Source organism: Streptomyces sp. NPDC059455 (genome assembly GCF_042750115.1).
Lineage (GTDB): Bacteria > Actinomycetota > Actinomycetes > Streptomycetales > Streptomycetaceae > Streptomyces > Streptomyces endocoffeicus.
The window spans coordinates 1-16,377 of the sequence record NZ_JBHYVB010000052.1 but is presented as its reverse complement, the minus strand read 5'-3'; the positions used below and the strand labels follow the sequence as shown (position 1 = coordinate 16,377).

12 protein-coding genes and 1 pseudogene are annotated in these 16,377 nt (G+C 71.0%); 7 read left to right on the top strand and 6 right to left on the bottom strand.

The window, feature by feature from the left end; all coding sequences use genetic code 11:
* Positions 1-194 precede the first annotated feature (194 nt).
* Positions 195-2,603: an MMPL family transporter gene (locus ACFXB5_RS20190; protein WP_385209623.1), complete on the top strand. Its 2,409-nt coding sequence runs from the start codon at positions 195-197 to the stop codon at positions 2,601-2,603.
* A gap of 181 nt (positions 2,604-2,784) precedes the next feature.
* On the opposite strand, the gene ACFXB5_RS20185 is transcribed toward ACFXB5_RS20190, so the two are convergent.
* The 6 genes from ACFXB5_RS20185 to ACFXB5_RS20160 form a co-directional block, all read right to left on the bottom strand.
* Positions 2,785-2,994, bottom strand: a complete 210-nt coding sequence (locus ACFXB5_RS20185; protein WP_201849283.1) for an AlpA family transcriptional regulator — start codon at positions 2,992-2,994, stop codon at positions 2,785-2,787.
* Positions 2,995-3,269: 275 nt separating this feature from the next.
* Entirely contained in the window at positions 3,270-4,289 is a 1,020-nt protein-coding gene (locus ACFXB5_RS20180; RefSeq protein ID WP_385209620.1) for a Gfo/Idh/MocA family protein, read from the bottom strand.
* A gap of 85 nt (positions 4,290-4,374) precedes the next feature.
* On the bottom strand, positions 4,375-5,295 hold the full coding sequence (locus tag ACFXB5_RS20175) for a sugar phosphate isomerase/epimerase family protein (RefSeq protein WP_385209618.1): 921 nt from the start codon (positions 5,293-5,295) through the stop codon (positions 4,375-4,377).
* A gap of 187 nt (positions 5,296-5,482) precedes the next feature.
* Positions 5,483-6,358, bottom strand: a complete 876-nt coding sequence (locus ACFXB5_RS20170) for an ATP-binding cassette domain-containing protein (protein ID WP_385209615.1) — start codon at positions 6,356-6,358, stop codon at positions 5,483-5,485.
* A 5-nt stretch (positions 6,359-6,363) separates the two neighbouring features.
* On the bottom strand, positions 6,364-7,434 hold the full coding sequence (locus ACFXB5_RS20165; RefSeq protein ID WP_385209612.1) for an ABC transporter permease: 1,071 nt from the start codon (positions 7,432-7,434) through the stop codon (positions 6,364-6,366).
* A 7-nt stretch (positions 7,435-7,441) separates the two neighbouring features.
* Positions 7,442-8,452, bottom strand: a complete 1,011-nt coding sequence (locus ACFXB5_RS20160; protein WP_385209610.1) for a substrate-binding domain-containing protein — start codon at positions 8,450-8,452, stop codon at positions 7,442-7,444.
* 282 nt (positions 8,453-8,734) lie between these two features.
* Here ACFXB5_RS20160 and iolC point away from each other — a divergent pair, with 282 nt between their 5' ends.
* The 6 genes and pseudogenes from iolC to ACFXB5_RS20130 form a co-directional block, all read left to right on the top strand.
* Entirely contained in the window at positions 8,735-9,682 is a 948-nt protein-coding gene (gene iolC, locus ACFXB5_RS20155; RefSeq protein WP_385209608.1) for a 5-dehydro-2-deoxygluconokinase, read from the top strand.
* Positions 9,683-9,771: 89 nt separating this feature from the next.
* Positions 9,772-10,659, top strand: a complete 888-nt coding sequence (locus tag ACFXB5_RS20150) for a deoxyribose-phosphate aldolase (RefSeq protein WP_385209606.1) — start codon at positions 9,772-9,774, stop codon at positions 10,657-10,659.
* A 29-nt stretch (positions 10,660-10,688) separates the two neighbouring features.
* Entirely contained in the window at positions 10,689-11,621 is a 933-nt protein-coding gene (gene iolB, locus ACFXB5_RS20145; RefSeq protein WP_385209604.1) for a 5-deoxy-glucuronate isomerase, read from the top strand.
* Positions 11,618-13,504, top strand: a complete 1,887-nt coding sequence (gene iolD / locus ACFXB5_RS20140; RefSeq protein ID WP_385209601.1) for a 3D-(3,5/4)-trihydroxycyclohexane-1,2-dione acylhydrolase (decyclizing) — start codon at positions 11,618-11,620, stop codon at positions 13,502-13,504. Before iolB ends, iolD begins: the two co-directional genes overlap by 4 nt.
* 28 nt (positions 13,505-13,532) lie before the next feature.
* The gene (locus ACFXB5_RS20135; protein ID WP_385209597.1) at positions 13,533-15,029 is read left to right on the top strand and encodes a CoA-acylating methylmalonate-semialdehyde dehydrogenase; all 1,497 of its coding nucleotides are present in this window, start codon (positions 13,533-13,535) and stop codon (positions 15,027-15,029) included.
* Positions 15,030-15,174: 145 nt separating this feature from the next.
* Positions 15,175-16,377: pseudogene (locus ACFXB5_RS20130) on the top strand (hypothetical protein); the annotation flags it as partial.

The window sequence follows — 16,377 nt, the reverse complement described above, 5'->3', positions numbered from 1 at the left end:
TGCGGCCAGCGCACTCCCCCACCACCTCTCCCCCCCCCCTTTCTCTTTATATCCCAAACACCCCCCCCCCCCCCCCGCATTCTCTCACCCCGCGCGCGCTCAGCGGTGTTTTACCGTCCATGGTAATCAGCGACCCGTGCTGCCTACGGACATTTGGTGGCGGCATGGGGCACAGGTGAAGGGGACACCGCGCCATGACCGATGTCAACCGCCCACCCGACGACCGGATCGGAGGGTGGACCCGCCTGGTCACGGCACGTCCTCGACTGTCTCTGCTGATCGCTTTGATCTTCACCGCGCTGGCCGTCGTAGCCGGGAGCGGGGTCGCCGACCGGATGGGAAGCGGCGGCTGGGAGGACCCCGCGTCCGAGTCCGCGTATGCCACCAAGGCGCTCGAGAAGCGCTTCCCCGCCTCCCAGCCGAATCTGATCCTGCTCGTCGACAGCGGCCGGAAGACCGTGGACGATCCGGCCGTCGCCGCCGAGGCCCGGGCACTGGCCAAGCGGCTCTCGGACGAGAAGGCGGTCACCGGGGTCACCTCGTACTGGGCCACCGGCGCCCCCTCGCTTCGCGCCCGGGACCGGGGCGAGGCGATCATCGCCGCGCGGATCCTGGGCGATGAGTCGGCGGCGGGCAAGGCGCTGGAGCGCATAGCGCCCCACTACCGGGGCGCCCACGGCCCGGTCGAGGTGCGGGTCGGCGGGATGGTCGCGGTCCGCCATGAGCTGCAGTCCACCATTCAGGAGGATCTGCTGCGGGCCGAGATGATCGCCCTGCCCATCACCCTGGTGCTGCTCGTGATGGTCTTCGGCAGTGCCGTGGCCGCCCTGCTGCCGCTCGGCGTCGGCATCGTCGCGATCCTCGGCACCGACGCGGTGCTGCGCGGGCTCACCGAGTTCACCGATGTCTCGGTCTTCGCGCAGAACCTGACCACCGCGCTCGGCCTCGGACTCGCCATCGACTATGCCCTGTTCATCGTGCGGCGCTTCCGCGAGGAGCTGGGCCGGGGCGCGGAGAAGCTGCCCGCCGTCGCGGCCACGCTGCGCACCGCCGGGCGCACCGTGCTCTTCTCGGCGCTGACCGTCGCCGCCTCGCTCGCCGCCATGCTGGTCTTCCCGCAGTACTTCCTGCGCTCCTTCGCCTATGCGGGGATCGCGGTGGTGCTGATCGCCGCCACCGCCGCCCTGGTGGTCCTGCCCGCGGCGCTCATCCTCCTGGGCGACCGGGTCAACGCACTGGACCTCACCCGGCTGCTGCGCCGTGGCCGCCCGGCCCGCGGCGGTGAGCCCGGAGCGGGCTGGGCGCGGCTCGCCCGGCTGGTGATGCGGCGCGCCCCGGTGTTCGCGCTGGCCACCGTCGCCGGGCTGGTCGCGCTGGGACTGCCGTTCCTGAGGGTGGAGTTCGGCACCGCCGACGACCGTCAGCTGCCGTCGAGCGCCGAGTCCCATGTGGTGCAGCAGCAGATCCGGGAAGGGTTCCCCGGCGGTCCCGGGGGCGCGGTGGAGGTCCTCGCCGAGGGCCGCGGTACCGGCACCAAGGCCCTCGCCGACTACAGCGCCAAGGTCTCCGCCCTTCCCCAGGTGCTGCGGGTGGACAGCCCGGCGGGCCGGTTCGCCGACGGGCGGCGGGTGGCCGAGCCGGGGCCGGCGGAGGCGGCGCGGCTGTCCGATGGCTCGGCGGAGATCACCGTGCAGCCCAAGGGCGAGGCCGTGGACACCGCCAGCCAGGACCTGGTGCGGACGATCCGCGCCCAGGAGCCGTCGTTCACCACCTCGGCGACCGGCACCGCCGCCGTCCTGGTCGACACCAAGGACTCCATAGCCGACCGGCTGCCCTGGGCCGCGGCCATCATCGTCGCCGTCACCCTGCTGCTGGTCTTCCTGCTCACCGGAAGCGTGCTGATACCGATTCAGGCCGTGCTGCTCAACGCGCTCAGTCTGACCGCGATGTTCGGCGCGGTGGTGTGGGTCTTCCAGGACGGGCATCTGTCCGGTCCGCTCTCCTTCACCACCTCCGGCGATATCGAGACCACCCTGCCCGTCCTGATGTTCTGCGTCGCCTTCGGACTCTCCATGGACTACGGGGTCTTCCTGCTCTCCCGGATCAAGGAGGAGTACGACCGCACCGGGGACCATCAGGCGGCGGTGGAGTTCGGGCTGCGGCGCACCGGCGGCCTGATCACGGCGGCGGCGCTGATCCTCGCCGTGGTGATGGTGGGCATCGGCACCTCGCGGGTCACCAACACCAAGATGCTGGGGCTGGGTATCGCCTTGGCCGTGCTGATGGACGCGATGGTGGTGCGCGGGCTGCTGGTGCCGGCGGTGATGAAGCTGACCGGCCGGGCCACCTGGTGGGCCCCGGGCCCGCTGCGCCGACTGCACACCCGGTTCGGGCTGAGCGAGGGGGAGTCCACTCCCGCCGAGCGCCGCGAAGACTCTGGCACGGGCGCCGCCACCGGCGGCGATGTCGACGATCGCCGGTGCGGCGGCAAGGGCGGGCCCCGTGGCGGGGGCGGGCCTCGCGGCGAGGAGGGGGCACATGATGAGGACGGGGTTGAGGGAGAGGGGAAGAAGTCGCGGGACCGGGTGAGCACGGGCCGCTAAGCGCTCCGCGGTACGTGCCGCGAGGTGCGGTCGTCCATCCGCGGCCGCGTCGTGGCCGGTCGCGCCCACGCGGCGGAGCCGCACATCTACACAGCCCCGCGCCCTTTCGGGGCGCACCCGAACCGCACGCACCGGGCTTCAGCGAGGCCGCTTACCGGCTCACGCGGACGTGGCGGCACCGCTAGTCCTTCTCATCACGCCGGGCGCGGCGGTTGCCGGGTCTGCGGACCACCCAGGAGCGGATCGTATCCGCGTACCAATACGGTTTGCCGCCCTCCACATGATCGGGGGGCGGCAGCAGACCGTGCTTGCGATAGGACCGTACGGTGTCGGTCTGCACACCGATATGCGCGGCGATCTCCTTGTACGACCACAGCCTCCGGTCGGTCATCTCTCACGCCCTTCCGCAGGGCGTCGCGGTCACGGCCCGGAGGGACCGTCGGGGGAGCCACGGCGCGCCTGCTCACATTCCATCAGCCTGTGCCCGGTCAACGACGCTGAGTGAAGGGCGGCCCGGGGCTGTTGAACACCTGTGACGGAGGCGTGTGGAGATGTGACCGCTGTGACGCACGAGTGACGCAGCGGACGAGACCCGGACGCCATGACCACAGCGGGCCGGCCGTAGGGTCACGGCCGGCCCGCTGGGTGTCAGCTGGAGACGGGGTGTCAGCTGTAGAAGGCGGGGCGCTCGATCATCTCGACGGCCGTGCGCCGGCCCGTGGCCTGGGCCCGGACCCCCGCCTCGCTGACGGCGGTCGCGGCATAGCCGTCCCAGGTGCTGGGGCCCTCGACCTCGCCGCGCCGGGTGGCGTTGACCCAGCTCTGCACCTCGCGGTCGTATGCCTCCTCGAAGCGGGCCACGAAGTCGGGGGCGATCTCCCCGCCCCAGGTGCCGGGTCGGTTGACCAGCATCCCGTGGGCGTCGCCGACGCGGGCGGTGCCCCGCTCGCAGACCGCCTCCGCCTGCACCTGGTAGCCGAAGCCGCAGGTGGCGAAGATCTCCACATTGACGATCGCCCCGCCGGTGGTCTCGAAGACCACGAGCTGGGGGTCGCTGAGCGGCTCGGGCGACAGCGAGCTGGGGGTCGGCTTGAGCACGGTGACCGCGGCGATCTCCTGCTCCAGCAGCCAGCGCGACTGGTCCATCTCATGCACCACCGAGTCGGTGATCAACATCTCGTTGGTGAAGTACGAGTGCACCGAGGCATTGCGGTGGCGGCAGTGCAGCAGCAGCGGGCGGCCCAGCTCACCCCCGGCCAGCAGCGCCTTGAGCTTCATGAACTCGGTGTCGTAGCGGCGCATGAAGCCCACCTGCACCCGGCGGTGGCCCAGCCGCTGCTCGGCCTCCAGCACCCGCAGCGCGGACGCGGAGTCCGGGGTGAGCGGCTTCTCGCACAGCACCGGCAGATCGCGCTCGAACGCGCTGAGCAGCGCGGCCTCGTGCGCGGGCCCCGGCGAGGCGATCAGCACCGCGTCCACGCCGGGCGCGGCCATCGCGGCGGCCGGGTCGGTGAACGCCTGACAGCCGTCGGCGGTGTCGGCGACCGCTTTGGCCCGCGCCTCGTCGATGTCGACCACGGCGGCCACCCGGGCGCCGCTGATCACGTCGTTGATGCGGCGGACATGGTCGGCGCCCATCTTGCCGGTCCCGATGACGGCGACCCCGAGCGTTCCCTGCTGGGTCATAGACTGCTCTCTCTTCTCTCTCTGCTCTCTGGACGGTTCGAAGGCCCATGGGGGGCGAAGGCCCGTGGGGGTGAAAAGGGAGGGGTCAGGCGCCGCAGGAGCGCAGGAAGCGCCGGGTGCGCTCGGCGATGGGAAAGGGCTGGTCGGGCGGGCAGGGGTACATGTCCTGCTCGACGATGGCGAACAGATCCACGTCCAGGTTCTGGGCCGCGGTCAGGACCGGGCCCAGCTCCGGAATGCCGTTGGGCGGTTCGCACATCACACCGCGCTGGACGGCGGGGCCGAACGGCACCTCGTTCTTCACCACATCGGCGAGGATCTCCGGGGCGACCTGCTTGAGGTGGAGATAGCCGATGCGCTCGCCGTAGGTCTCGATCAGCTTGACGCTGTCGCCGCCGCAGTAGGCGTAGTGGCCGGTGTCCAGGCAGAGGTTGACCAGGTCTGCGTCGGTGGCGTCCAGGAAGCGGGCCACGTTCTCCTCGGTGTCGATATGGGTGTCGGCATGCGGGTGGACGACGATGTCCAGCCCGAAGCGCTCCCGCACCTCACGGCCGAGCCGTTCCATCCCGGTGGACAGATGGCGCCACTGCTCGGCGGTGAGCGTCGGGGGCTCGATCAGTTCGGCGGTCTTGTCGTCCCGCCAGAAGGAGGGGATGACCACGAGGTGCTTGGCGTTCATCGCCCGGGTCAGCTCGGCCACCTGGGAGACATGCTCCCAGGTGGCGTCCCAGACCTCGGGGCCGCGGTGCAGCGAGGTGAAGACGGTGCCCGCGGAGACCGTGAGACCGCGCCGGCCGGTCTCCTCGGTGAGCCGGGCCGGGTCCGTGGGCAGATAGCCGTACGGACCCAGCTCGATCCACTCGTAACCGGCCTCCGTGACCTCGTCGAGGAAGCGCTGCCAGGGGACCTGCTGTTCGTCGTCGGGGAACCACACCCCCCAGGAGTCGGGGGCCGAGCCGACCCGGATGCGGTCCAGGGCGGGTACGGGGGAGGCGTCGGCAGTCATGGCAGAGGGTCTCCTCGGTGTGCTGGGGTGCCCGCGTCGTACTGTTTTGGGCAGCTTCACCGGCCGGGCGGGGGGCCGTCAAGGCTTCGTCAGGACATTCGGACGTCTTATCAGGGAAAGACGTCGAAGGATGGCGTCCTGTCGGAGGGAAGACGTCTGTCAGATGGCGTCTGTCGGATGGCGTCCGTCAGGAGGAAGGGGCGGCCACCTCCTCCGGCAGCTCGTCCACATCGACCCCGCGGACCTGAGCCAGCTCATGCTTGAGCGCGGCCAGTTCGGCACCGCCGGCCATATGGTTGGTGAGCTCTTCGAGGCTGACGTCGTCGCGCGCCGCGTTCAGTTCCAGGGCGCCGAGCCGGAGCACCGCGAAGTGGTCGCCGACCATATAGGCGTGGTGCGGGTTGTGGGTGATGAAGATGACGCCGAGCCCGCGCTCGCGCGCCGCCGCGATGTACTTGAGCACCACACCGGACTGCTTGACGCCGAGCGCCGCGGTCGGCTCGTCCAGGATCAGCACCCGGGCGCCGAAGTGGACCGCTCGGGCGATGGCCACGGACTGCCGCTGGCCGCCGGAGAGGGTGCCGATGGGCTGCTCCAGGTTGTCGAGGTGGATGCCCATGGCGGACAGCTCCTCGCCGGTGATCTGCTTCATCCGTTCGATGTCCAGCCGCCGCACCGGCCAGGCGCCGCGGGTCAGCTCGGAGCCGAGGAAGAAGTTCCGCCACACCGGCATCAGCGGCACGGTGGCCAGGTCCTGGTAGACGGTGGCGATGCCCAGGTTCAGGGCGTCGCGCGGGGTGTTCAGCCGCACCGGCTTCCCGTCCACGAGGTATTCGCCCTCGTCATGCTGGTGCAGCCCCGAGACGATCTTGATCAGGGTGGATTTGCCGGCGCCGTTGTCGCCGAGCACACAGGTCACCCGGCCCGGCCGGACGGCCAGGTCGATGCCCTCCAGGGCGCGGATGTTCCCGTAGAGCTTGCCCACGCCCCGCAGCCGGATCACCGGCTCCTCGTCCGGTGCGGAAGCCTGTGCGGCGCTGTCCTTGGTGACGTTCGTTGCCATTCCGATCACCTCCTGGCGGCCTGACGGCGCACCCACAGATTGACGAGGGTCGCGAGCAGCAGCATCACGCCGACGAAGAACTTGAACCAGTCGGGGTTCCAGTTGGCGTAGACGATGCCCTGGTTGACCATGCCGAAGATGAAGGCGCCGAGGACCGCGCCGATCGCGGAGCCATAGCCGCCGGTGAGCAGGCAGCCGCCGATCACGGCCGCGATGATGTAGTAGAACTCGTTGCCCACGCCCTCGCCGGCCTGCACGGTGTTGTACTCGAAGAGCAGATGCATGCCCACGAACCAGGCCGCGAAGCCCACCGTCATAAAGAGGGCGATCTTGGTGAGGTTCACGGGTACGCCCACGGCCCGTGCGCTCTCCTTCGAGCCACCGGCCGCGAAGATCCAGTTGCCGAACTTGGTGCGCAGCAGCACCCAGGTGGCGATGGCGGCGAAGATCAGCCACCACAGCACGGTGATCTTCACATCGACGCCGAAGACGTCGATCTCGGAGGCGAAGACCGACTTGGCCTGGTCGAAGCCGTCCATGTCGGTGATGGAGTCGGTGGCGACATTGCCGGTCAGCAGCTTGGTGATGGCCAGGTTGGCGCCCTGCAGCATCAGGAAGCTGGCGAGGCTGACCAGGAAGCTGGGCAGCCCGGTCTTGATCAGCAGCAGTCCGTTGATCAGCCCCACGGTGAGCGAGACCAGCAGGGCGACGAGCACACCCACCCAGACATTGGTGGTGAGCTGGAAGCTGAGCATGCTCGCGGCCAGTGCCGAGGAGGTGACGGCGACTCCGGCCGACAGGTCGAACTCACCGCCGATCATCAGCAGGGAGACGGCCAGCGCCATGATGCCCATGGTGGACGCCTGGTAGAGGACGGTGGCGAAGGAGTCGGCCTGCCGGAAGGTGGGGGCCACGGCGAAGAAGAAGAGGTAGACGCCGACGGCCGCGACCAGCGCCCCGATCTCGGGCCGGGCCAGCGCCCGCCGGGCCAGCGAGCGCTCGGCGGTGCGGCTCTTGGGCGGGGCCGCGGGGGAGGCGGGCGGGGTGGCGGCCGCCGGGGTGGCGGTATGGGTCATGGCCGGCTCACCGCGTTCCCTTCTGCGCGAACTTGGCGATGGTGTCCACGTTGTCCTTGGTGACGAACGCGGGCCCGGTCAGCACGGGCTGCTCGCCGCCGCCGCTGAAGTTGCCGTTGTTCTTGTAGAGCCACAGGGAGTCGATGGACAGATAGCCCTGGAGGTAGGGCTGCTGGTCGACGGCGAACTGGACGTCGCCGCTCTGCACGGCCGAGACCAGGTCCTTGTTGAGGTCGAAGGTGGCGACCTTGGCCTTGTCGCCCGCGTCCTTCGCGGACTGCACGGCGGTCAGGGCGAACGGGGCGCCCAGGGTGACGACGTAGTCGATGCTCGAATCCTGCTTGAGCTTCGCGGAAATCGTCGACTTGACCGATGGCATGTCGGTTCCGTTGACGTACAGGATGTCGGTCTTGCCCTTGAAGGTCTTCTTCACACCCGCACAGCGGGCCTCGAGGGCGACATGGCCCTGCTCCTGGATCACACAGATGTCGTGCTTGGCGCCGATCTCGTTGAGGTGCTTGCCGAACGCCTGGCCGGCGATGTTCTCGTCCTGGCCGAAGTACTCCAGCAGACCCATGTCCTTCCACTGGTCGAGTCCGGCGTTGAAGGCGACGACCGGGATCCCGGCCTTCTTCGCCTTGGCTATCGCGCCCTTCATGGCGTCGGGCTTGGCGAGGGTGACGGCGATGCCGTCGACCTTCTGGTTGATCGCGTTCTGGATCAGGTTGGCCTGGTCGGCTCCGTTGGGGTTGCTGGAGTAGACGAGGTCGACGTTGTCCTTGGCCGCCGCGGCCTTGGCGCCCTTGCGCACCGTGTCCCAGAAGGTGTCACCCGGGGCGGCGTGGGTGATCATCGCGATCCTCATCCGCGGGGTGTCGGCCTTACCGGCCGCGATGCCGTCGTCGGCTTCCTGAGCCTTCTTGCCACCCTGACTGCTGCAGCCCGCCACCAGGAGGGCGGCTGCGGTGGCGAGTGCGGCGAGGCCCGCCCTGCGGTGTCGATTGAGTCTGAGGTCCATCCGTTCCAGCACCTCTCAAAGCCAGGTCCGTCGAATTTGCACGGCCGTTGCAGAACGGGAGCCTCTCCCCGTGGGTGGCCACTGTCAAGACTTTGTCATGACAACATTTCATCCGGACGTAACGAGGCGGTAACGCGCCCCGTGGACCCGGATGATTACGTCCGTATGTAAGGACAAAGTCTTGACAGTGGGCGGGGCACACGTCTAGACCTGAAGGGCCGGGGTGGATCCCGGAGTTCTGAGCACCAGACCCTGAGCTGCGTCTTTCCCGAAGGGGCAGGCATGAGTGAGCCGTACGACCTGATCACGATGGGCCGCATCGGAGTGGACCTGTATCCACTGCAGACCGGTGTGCCACTGCCGCAGGTTGAAGCGTTCGGAAAGTTTCTCGGCGGCTCGGCGACCAATGTCGCGGTCTCCGCGGCCCGTCTCGGCCACCGCTCCGCGGTGATCAGCCGTACCGGGGCGGATCCGTTCGGCGACTACATCCACCAGGAGCTGCGGGCCTTCGGGGTGGACGACCGCTTCGTCACCCCCGTCGAGGAGTACCCCACCCCGATCACCTTCTGCGAGATCTTCCCGCCGGACGACTTCCCGCTGTACTTCTACCGCCGCCCCAAGGCGCCCGATCTGGAGATCCACTCCGATGAGCTGGACCTCGACGCCATCCGCGCCACCCGGATCTTCTGGATGACCGGCACCGGGCTCAGCGAGGAGCCCAGCCGCACCAGCACCCTCGCCGCGCTCGCCGCCCGCGCCAAGAGCGGCACCACCGTCTTCGACCTCGACTGGCGGCCGATGTTCTGGGCCGACCCGGAGACCGCCCGCCCCTTCTACGCCGAGGCGCTGCGCCACGCCACCGTCGCCGTCGGCAACATGGACGAGTGCGAGATCGCCACGGGTGCGCGCGAGCCCAAGGCGTGCGCGCAGGCGCTGCTGGACGCGGGTGTGGAGATCGCCGTCGTCAAACAGGGTCCGCGCGGGGTGCTCGCCGTGCACCGCGACGGCACCACCGCGGAGGTCCCGCCGGTCCCGGTCGAGGTGGTCAACGGGCTCGGCGCGGGCGACGCGTTCGGCGGCGCCCTGTGCCACGGGCTGCTCTCGGGCTGGCCCCTGGAGCACGTGATGCGGTACGCCAACGCGGCGGGCGCCATCGTCGCGTCCCGCCTCGCCTGCTCCTCCGCGATGCCCACCACGGCGGAGGTCGAGGCTCTGCTGGCGGGGGACTGACCCCGGGTGCCAGGCCCTCCCCCTCGTCCGGTCATGCGGGTCCCCGCGCTCCGTGTGCCCTTCATGAATCGCGAATGCGAGGAAGTACTTTGAGTATCAGCGTTTCGGACCTCGTGACGGTGCGCAGCCGCCATCCGGAGGCCATCGCCGAGGCGGCCGCCCGCCGGGTCCGCCGCCCCCTCATCGGTGACAGCGGCCGTCTGATGATCGTGGCCGCCGATCACCCGGCGCGCGGCGCCCTCGCCGTCGGTGGCCACAAGCTGGCCATGGCCAACCGGGTCGATCTGCTGGAGCGGCTGTGCGTGGCGCTGTCCCGGCCCGGGGTCGACGGGGTGCTCGCCACCGCCGACATCCTCGAGGACCTGCTGCTGCTCGGCGCCCTCGACGGCAAGGTCGTCATGGGCTCGATGAACCGCGGCGGTCTCGCCGGGGCCTCGTTCGAGCTCGACGACCGGTTCACCGGGCACCGCCCCCAGGACATCGAGCGCCTCCGTCTCGACGCCGGCAAGCTGCTGCTGCGCATCGACTACGAGGACGCCGGTTCGCTGACCACCATGGTCTCCACGGCCCGCGCCATCGACGAGATGGCGGAGCGGCGGCTGCCCGTCTTCGTCGAGCCGTTCATCTCCCGGCGGACCGGCGGAAAGGTCGTCAACGACCTGTCCGCCGAGGCCGTCACCAAGTCCATAGCCATCGCCTCCGGCCTCGCCGGAACCTCCGCCTACACCTGGCTGAAGGTGCCGGTCACCGATGACGCCGACGAGATGGCGGCGGTGATGGAGACGAGCACCCTTCCGGCGGTGTTGCTCGGCGGCGACGTGGGCAAGTCTCCGCAGGACCAGGAGGAGGCGTACGAGAAGTGGCGCAAGGCGCTGGGCCTGCCCACCGTGCAGGGGCTGGTCGTCGGCCGCTCCCTGCTGTATCCGGCGGAAGGCAGTGTCGAGACCGCCGTGGACACCGCCGTCGGCCTGCTGTGACGCTGTAAGAAAGGCAGAGACTTCACGCCATGACCACCACCGATCCGTTCCCCGGCTTCCATGTGCGGGCCGGCAAGGCGGCCGACGGCCCCTACGCCGTGGACATCGACCCCGAGCGGGCCGGCTGGGGCTACTCCAGCCTGCGGGTCCTCGATCTGCCGCCCGGCGGTTCGCACTCCCTGGCCACCGGGGACAGCGAGTGGATCGTGCTGCCCCTGAGCGGCGGCTGCACCGTGATCGCCGAGGGCGAGACCTTCGAACTGCACGGCCGGGAGAGCGTGTTCAGCGGGGTGAGCGACTTCGTCTATCTGCCGCGCGACTCCCACGCCCAGATCGCCAGCGGCGCGGGCGGCCGCTTCGCGCTCACCGGCGCCCGCTGCGAGCGCCGGCTGCCCGCGCGCTACGGACCGGCGTCCGCCGTCCCCGTCGAGCTGCGCGGCAGCGGCAACTGCTCGCGCCAGGTCAACAACTTCGGCGCGGCGGCCCCCGCCGGAGGCGGAAAGTCAGGTGGCGGTTTCGAATGCGACAAGCTGATCGCCGTCGAGGTGCTCACCCCGGGCGGCAACTGGTCCTCGTACCCGCCGCACAAGCACGACCAGTGCCGCCCCGGCGAGGAGAGCGAGCTGGAGGAGATCTACTACTTCGAGATCGCCGAGGCCCACGGCAACGAGGGCATCGGCTATCAGCGGGTCTCCCCGTCCGGCCACGGCCGTGGCACCGACGTGCTCGCCGAGGTCCGCTCCGGTGACACCGTCCTGATCCCCGACGGCTGGCACGGCCCCTCCATCGCCGCCCCCGGGCATGACATGTACTACCTCAATGTCATGGCCGGCCCGGAGGCGGAGCGCGCCTGGCTCATCTGCGACCACCCCGACCACGCCTGGATCCGCTCCACCTGGCCGGACCAGCCCGTCGACCCCCGTCTGCCCCTCTATCAAGCACCCACTGGAGACCCACGATGAACGGTTCGGCAGTGCGCCGCCTCACCGTCGCCCAGGCGCTGGTGGAGTTCCTGGCCCACCAGTACACCGAGCGGGACGGGCAGCGGCATCGCCTGATCAACGCCACCTGGGGGATCTTCGGCCATGGCAATGTGGCCGGGCTCGGCCAGGCGCTGCTGGAGTCCGGGCCGGACACCATGCCGTACCTCCAGGGCCGTAACGAGCAGGCGATGGTGCACGCCGCGGTCGGCTACGCCCGGCAGAACAACCGGCTCGCCGCCCAGGCCGTCACCACCTCCATCGGCCCCGGCGCCACCAACCTCGTCACCGGTGCCGCGCTCGCCACCGTCAACCGGCTGCCGGTGCTGCTGCTGCCCGGCGACATCTTCGCCACCCGGCCCGCCGACCCGGTGCTCCAGCAGCTCGAAGTCCCGTACGCGGGCGACATCTCGGTGAACGACGCGCTGCGCCCGGTCTCCCGTTACTTCGACCGGGTGATGCGCCCCGAGGCGCTGATCCCGGCCGCGCTCCAGGCCATGCGGGTGCTGGCGGACCCGGCCGAGACCGGCGCCGTCACCCTGGCCCTGCCGCAGGACGTCCAGGCCGAGGCGTTCGACTGGCCCGAGGAGTTCTTCGCCGACCGGGTGTGGCACGTGCGCCGCCCCGTCCCCGAGGCGGCCGAGGTGGCCGCCGCCGCGCGGACCATCCGCGCCGCCCGCCGGCCGCTGATCGTCGCGGGCGGCGGGGTCCACCACAGCGAGGCCGAGGAGGACTTGCGCGCCCTCGTGGACGCGACCGGCATTCCGGTGGCCTCCACCCAGGCGGGCAAGGGGTCGCTGCGCTACGACCACCCCGCCGACATCGGCGGGATCGGCCACACCGGCACCGCCGTCGCGGACGACCTCGCCCGCACCGCCGATCTGGTCATCGGCGTGGGCACCCGCTACAGCGACTTCACCACCGCCTCCGCGACGCTCTTCGCGGACCCGGCCGTCCGCTTCCTCAACCTCAACATCACGCCGTTCGACGCCCATAAGCTCGGCGCCACCACCGTGGTCGCCGACGCCCGCGCCGCGCTCGAAGCGCTCACCGCCGAGCTGGCGGGCCACCGGGTGGACGAGACGTACGAGGCCGAGTACCGCACCGGGAAGACCGCGTGGGAGCGCCGGGTGGACGCCGCCTACGCCGCCGAGGACGAGACCGCCCGCCCGTCCCAGACCCAGGTCCTGGGCGCGCTGGACGCGGTCGTCGGCGACGAGGACGTGGTGATCAACGCGGCGGGCTCGCTGCCGGGCGACCTCCACAAGCTGTGGCGCGCCCGCTCCCCGCGCCAGTACCACCTCGAATACGGCTACTCCTGCATGGGATACGAGATCCCCGGCGCCATCGGCGTACGGCTCGCGGCGCCCGCCACCCCGGTCTGGGCGCTGGTCGGCGACGGTACGTATCTGATGATGCCCACCGAGATCGTCACCGCGGTCCAGGAGGGCATCAACATCAACATCGTGCTGCTCCAGAACCACGGCTACGCCTCGATCGGCGGTCTGTCGGAGACCACCGGCGCCGAGCGCTTCGGCACCGCCTACCGCTTCCGGGCGGCCGACGGGCAGTACACCGGCGATCCGCTCCCGGTCGACCTCGCCGCCAACGCCGCCTCGCTGGGCATGGACGTGCTGCGCGCGAAGAGCGTGGGCGAGCTGCGGGCGGCGCTCGCCGAGGCCCGCGCCTCGGACCGGCCCACATGTGTCTATGTGGAGACCGAAACGGCCGACACAGTGTCCGGCGCACCCGAGGCACAGGCGTGGTGGGATGTGCCTGTCGCCCAGACCGCGACCCGTCCGGCCGCCGTGAAGGCCCGCGAGGACTACGACCGGCAGGCCGCCGCACGCCGCCGCCACCTCTGACGTTTTTCTAGAGAAAGGCTCCGCACCCATGAAGACCGTCAACCACTGGATCGGCGGAAAGACCGTCGAGGGCGCGACCGGCGCGTACGGGCCGGTCTACAACCCCGCCACCGGCGCCCAGGACACCCAGGTCGCCCTGGCCTCCGTGGACGAGGTCGACGCGGCCGTGGCCGCGGCCACGGAGGCGTTCCGCTCCTGGGGCACCACTTCGCTGTCCAGGCGCTCCGCGATCCTCTACAAGTACCGCGAGCTGCTGGACGCCCACCGCGACGAGATCGCCGAGCTGATCACCGCCGAGCACGGCAAGGTCCACTCGGACGCGCTCGGCGAGGTGGCCCGCGGCCTGGAGATCGTGGAACTGGCCTGCGGGATCGCCGAGAAGCTGAAGGGCGAGCTGTCCACCCAGGTCTCCACCGGGGTCGACGTCTCCTCGATCCGCCAGCCGCTGGGTGTGGTCGCGGGCATCACGCCGTTCAACTTCCCGGCGATGGTGCCGATGTGGATGTTCCCGGTGGCCATCGCCTGCGGTAACACCTTCGTCCTCAAGCCCAGCGAGAAGGACCCCTCCGCCTCCCGCCGGCTGGCCGAGCTGGCCTCCGACGCGGGGCTGCCGGACGGGGTGCTCAATGTGGTCAACGGCGACAAGGTGGCCGTCGACCGGCTGCTGGAGCACCCGGACATCGCGGCCGTCAGCTTCGTGGGCTCCACGCCGATCGCGAAGTACATCCAGTCCAAGGCCGTTGAGCACGGCAAGCGGGTGCAGGCGCTCGGCGGCGCCAAGAACCACATGCTGGTGCTGCCCGACGCCGATCTGGACTTCGCGGCGGACAACGCCATCAACGCGGCCTACGGCTCGGCCGGTGAGCGCTGCATGGCGGTCTCCGTCGTGGTCGCGGTCGGCGACGCGGGCGACGAGCTGGTGAAGAAGATCGCCGACCGGGCCGCCCGCTTGCGGATCGGCCCCGGGAACGACCCGGCCTCCGAGATGGGCCCGCTCATCACCAAGGAGCACCGCGACAAGGTCGCCTCCTATGTGCACGGGGCCGCGGCCCAGGGCGCCGAGGTGGTCGTGGACGGCACCGGGTACTCCGTGGAGGGCCATGAGAACGGCTTCTTCATCGGCGTCTCGCTGCTGGACAGGGTCCCGCCGACGGCCGACGCCTACCGTGACGAGATCTTCGGCCCGGTGCTGTGCGTGGTGCGCGCCGAGACCTACGACGAGGCCATCGCGCTGATCAACAGCTCCCAGTGGGGCAACGGCACGGCCATCTTCACCCGCGACGGCGGCGCCGCCCGCCGCTTCCAGCTGGAGGTGGAGGCGGGCATGGTCGGCGTCAACGTGCCGATCCCGGTGCCGGTGGGCTACCACTCCTTCGGCGGCTGGAAGGACTCGCTCTTCGGCGACCACCACATCTACGGCAACGACGGGGTGCACTTCTACACCCGCGGCAAGGTCGTCACCACGCGCTGGCCGGAGCCGTCGGAGGAGGTCGGCATCAACCTCGGCTTCCCGAAGAACCACTGAGGCGTATGTGATGTGTGATTCGCACGTTTGAGTGGTTTCCCCGCCCCCTGCCGGACCCGGTCCGGCAGGGGGTTTCGCCGTTGTGGCGGGCGGGGATCCCAGGCGCAACAAGCACGGGAAGCCGGGGGAAAGCGGGGGAGTCGACGTGCCTGGGTTCACGGAGGGGGAGGGGACCGAGGAGTTCATCGAGGCGTTCAAGGGCGCCGTGGTGCCTCGGGACCGAAAGGCCAAGGCGCGGGATCTGCTGCCGCCCGTGCTGCTGCTCGCGAGCGGCGAGGGGGCGCCGGGCCGCGCCCACCGGGCGATGCGGGGGCTGCGCCGGATGCTCTATCCGGACGGCGCCAAGCGGGTGCCGTACGCGGCGCTGGGCCCCGATGAGATCCGCGGGGCCGCCGGGCGGCGCCCGCTGACGCTGGACCTCGGCCGGGAGCTGTGCGTCGATGTGCCCCGCCGCACCGGCGGTCTGCGGCTCACCGACTTCTGGCTGATGCGGGACATCGTCGAGCAGGCGCTGGACCCGCGGGCCGCCGAGCCGGACGGCGGCGCGCTGCGCGACCACGCTTACGCACAGCGGCTCAGACGGGGGCCGCTGCTGCGGGCGCTGTGGACGTTCGGCGGGGAAGGCGGTGACGGCGGGGCGGGGAGCACGGCGGGGCCGGGCTGGATCGCGGAGCTGCGCCGACTGCTGGTGCGGCCCCTCTGCCAGCTGCTGCCGCGCTGGTGGTGGGGGCGGCGCCGGACCCGTCGGCTGCTGCGTTCCACCCGGCGCGGCTGGTACGCGGACTGGCGGCGCATCAGCCATGGCCGCACCGCCGAGGAGTTCTTCGAGAACGCCGCGCGGCTGGTGCGCGCCGAGCGCGCGCGGGACGGGGAGGCGGCGGTCGGCCGGTGGGAGGAGCTGCTGCTGCGCGCGCTGCTGGCGGATCTGCGGCGCGCGGCGCGGCCGGGCCGGATCTCGCCCTGGCGGCGCCGGCGGCGCACCAGGTGTGTCTTTCTGCTGGAGCTGCCGGAGGACGCCGCGGGCGCGGCGGCCGGGGAGCGCTTCCTGGAGCGGTACGGGGAGGCCGCCCGGGACACCCGATGCGCGGCGGTCGTGGTGGTGGCCGTGGCCCCGGCGTCCCCGGCGGGCGAGCCCCCGGAGGGCGCGTCCCGGGCGGGCGGGGCGGGCGAGGGGGAGAGCGGCGGGCTGGGCCGGGCGGCCGCCCGGCTGCGCGGCGCGAGCGGGAAGCCGTCGCGGGCGCCCCGGCCGCGGGGGGGCGCGCGGCCCGCACCCCGGGCGGGCGGGGTGGGCGGGGGGCCACCACCCCCCACGCCGCCCCCCCAAGGGGGGGGGCCCCCCCCCCCCCAG

Bases quoted from the DNA above. Each gene is read 5' to 3' on its own strand.
- ACFXB5_RS20190 (WP_385209623.1), top strand. From the start codon at position 195: ATGACCGATGTCAACCGCCCACCCGACGACCGGATCGGAGGGTGGACC.
- ACFXB5_RS20185 (WP_201849283.1), bottom strand. From the start codon at position 2,994: ATGACCGACCGGAGGCTGTGGTCGTACAAGGAGATCGCCGCGCATATC.
- ACFXB5_RS20180 (WP_385209620.1), bottom strand. From the start codon at position 4,289: ATGACCCAGCAGGGAACGCTCGGGGTCGCCGTCATCGGGACCGGCAAG.
- ACFXB5_RS20175 (WP_385209618.1), bottom strand. From the start codon at position 5,295: ATGACTGCCGACGCCTCCCCCGTACCCGCCCTGGACCGCATCCGGGTC.
- ACFXB5_RS20170 (WP_385209615.1), bottom strand. From the start codon at position 6,358: ATGGCAACGAACGTCACCAAGGACAGCGCCGCACAGGCTTCCGCACCG.
- ACFXB5_RS20165 (WP_385209612.1), bottom strand. From the start codon at position 7,434: ATGACCCATACCGCCACCCCGGCGGCCGCCACCCCGCCCGCCTCCCCC.
- ACFXB5_RS20160 (WP_385209610.1), bottom strand. From the start codon at position 8,452: ATGGACCTCAGACTCAATCGACACCGCAGGGCGGGCCTCGCCGCACTC.
- iolC (WP_385209608.1), top strand. From the start codon at position 8,735: ATGAGTGAGCCGTACGACCTGATCACGATGGGCCGCATCGGAGTGGAC.
- iolB (WP_385209604.1), top strand. From the start codon at position 10,689: ATGACCACCACCGATCCGTTCCCCGGCTTCCATGTGCGGGCCGGCAAG.
- iolD (WP_385209601.1), top strand. From the start codon at position 11,618: ATGAACGGTTCGGCAGTGCGCCGCCTCACCGTCGCCCAGGCGCTGGTG.
- ACFXB5_RS20135 (WP_385209597.1), top strand. From the start codon at position 13,533: ATGAAGACCGTCAACCACTGGATCGGCGGAAAGACCGTCGAGGGCGCG.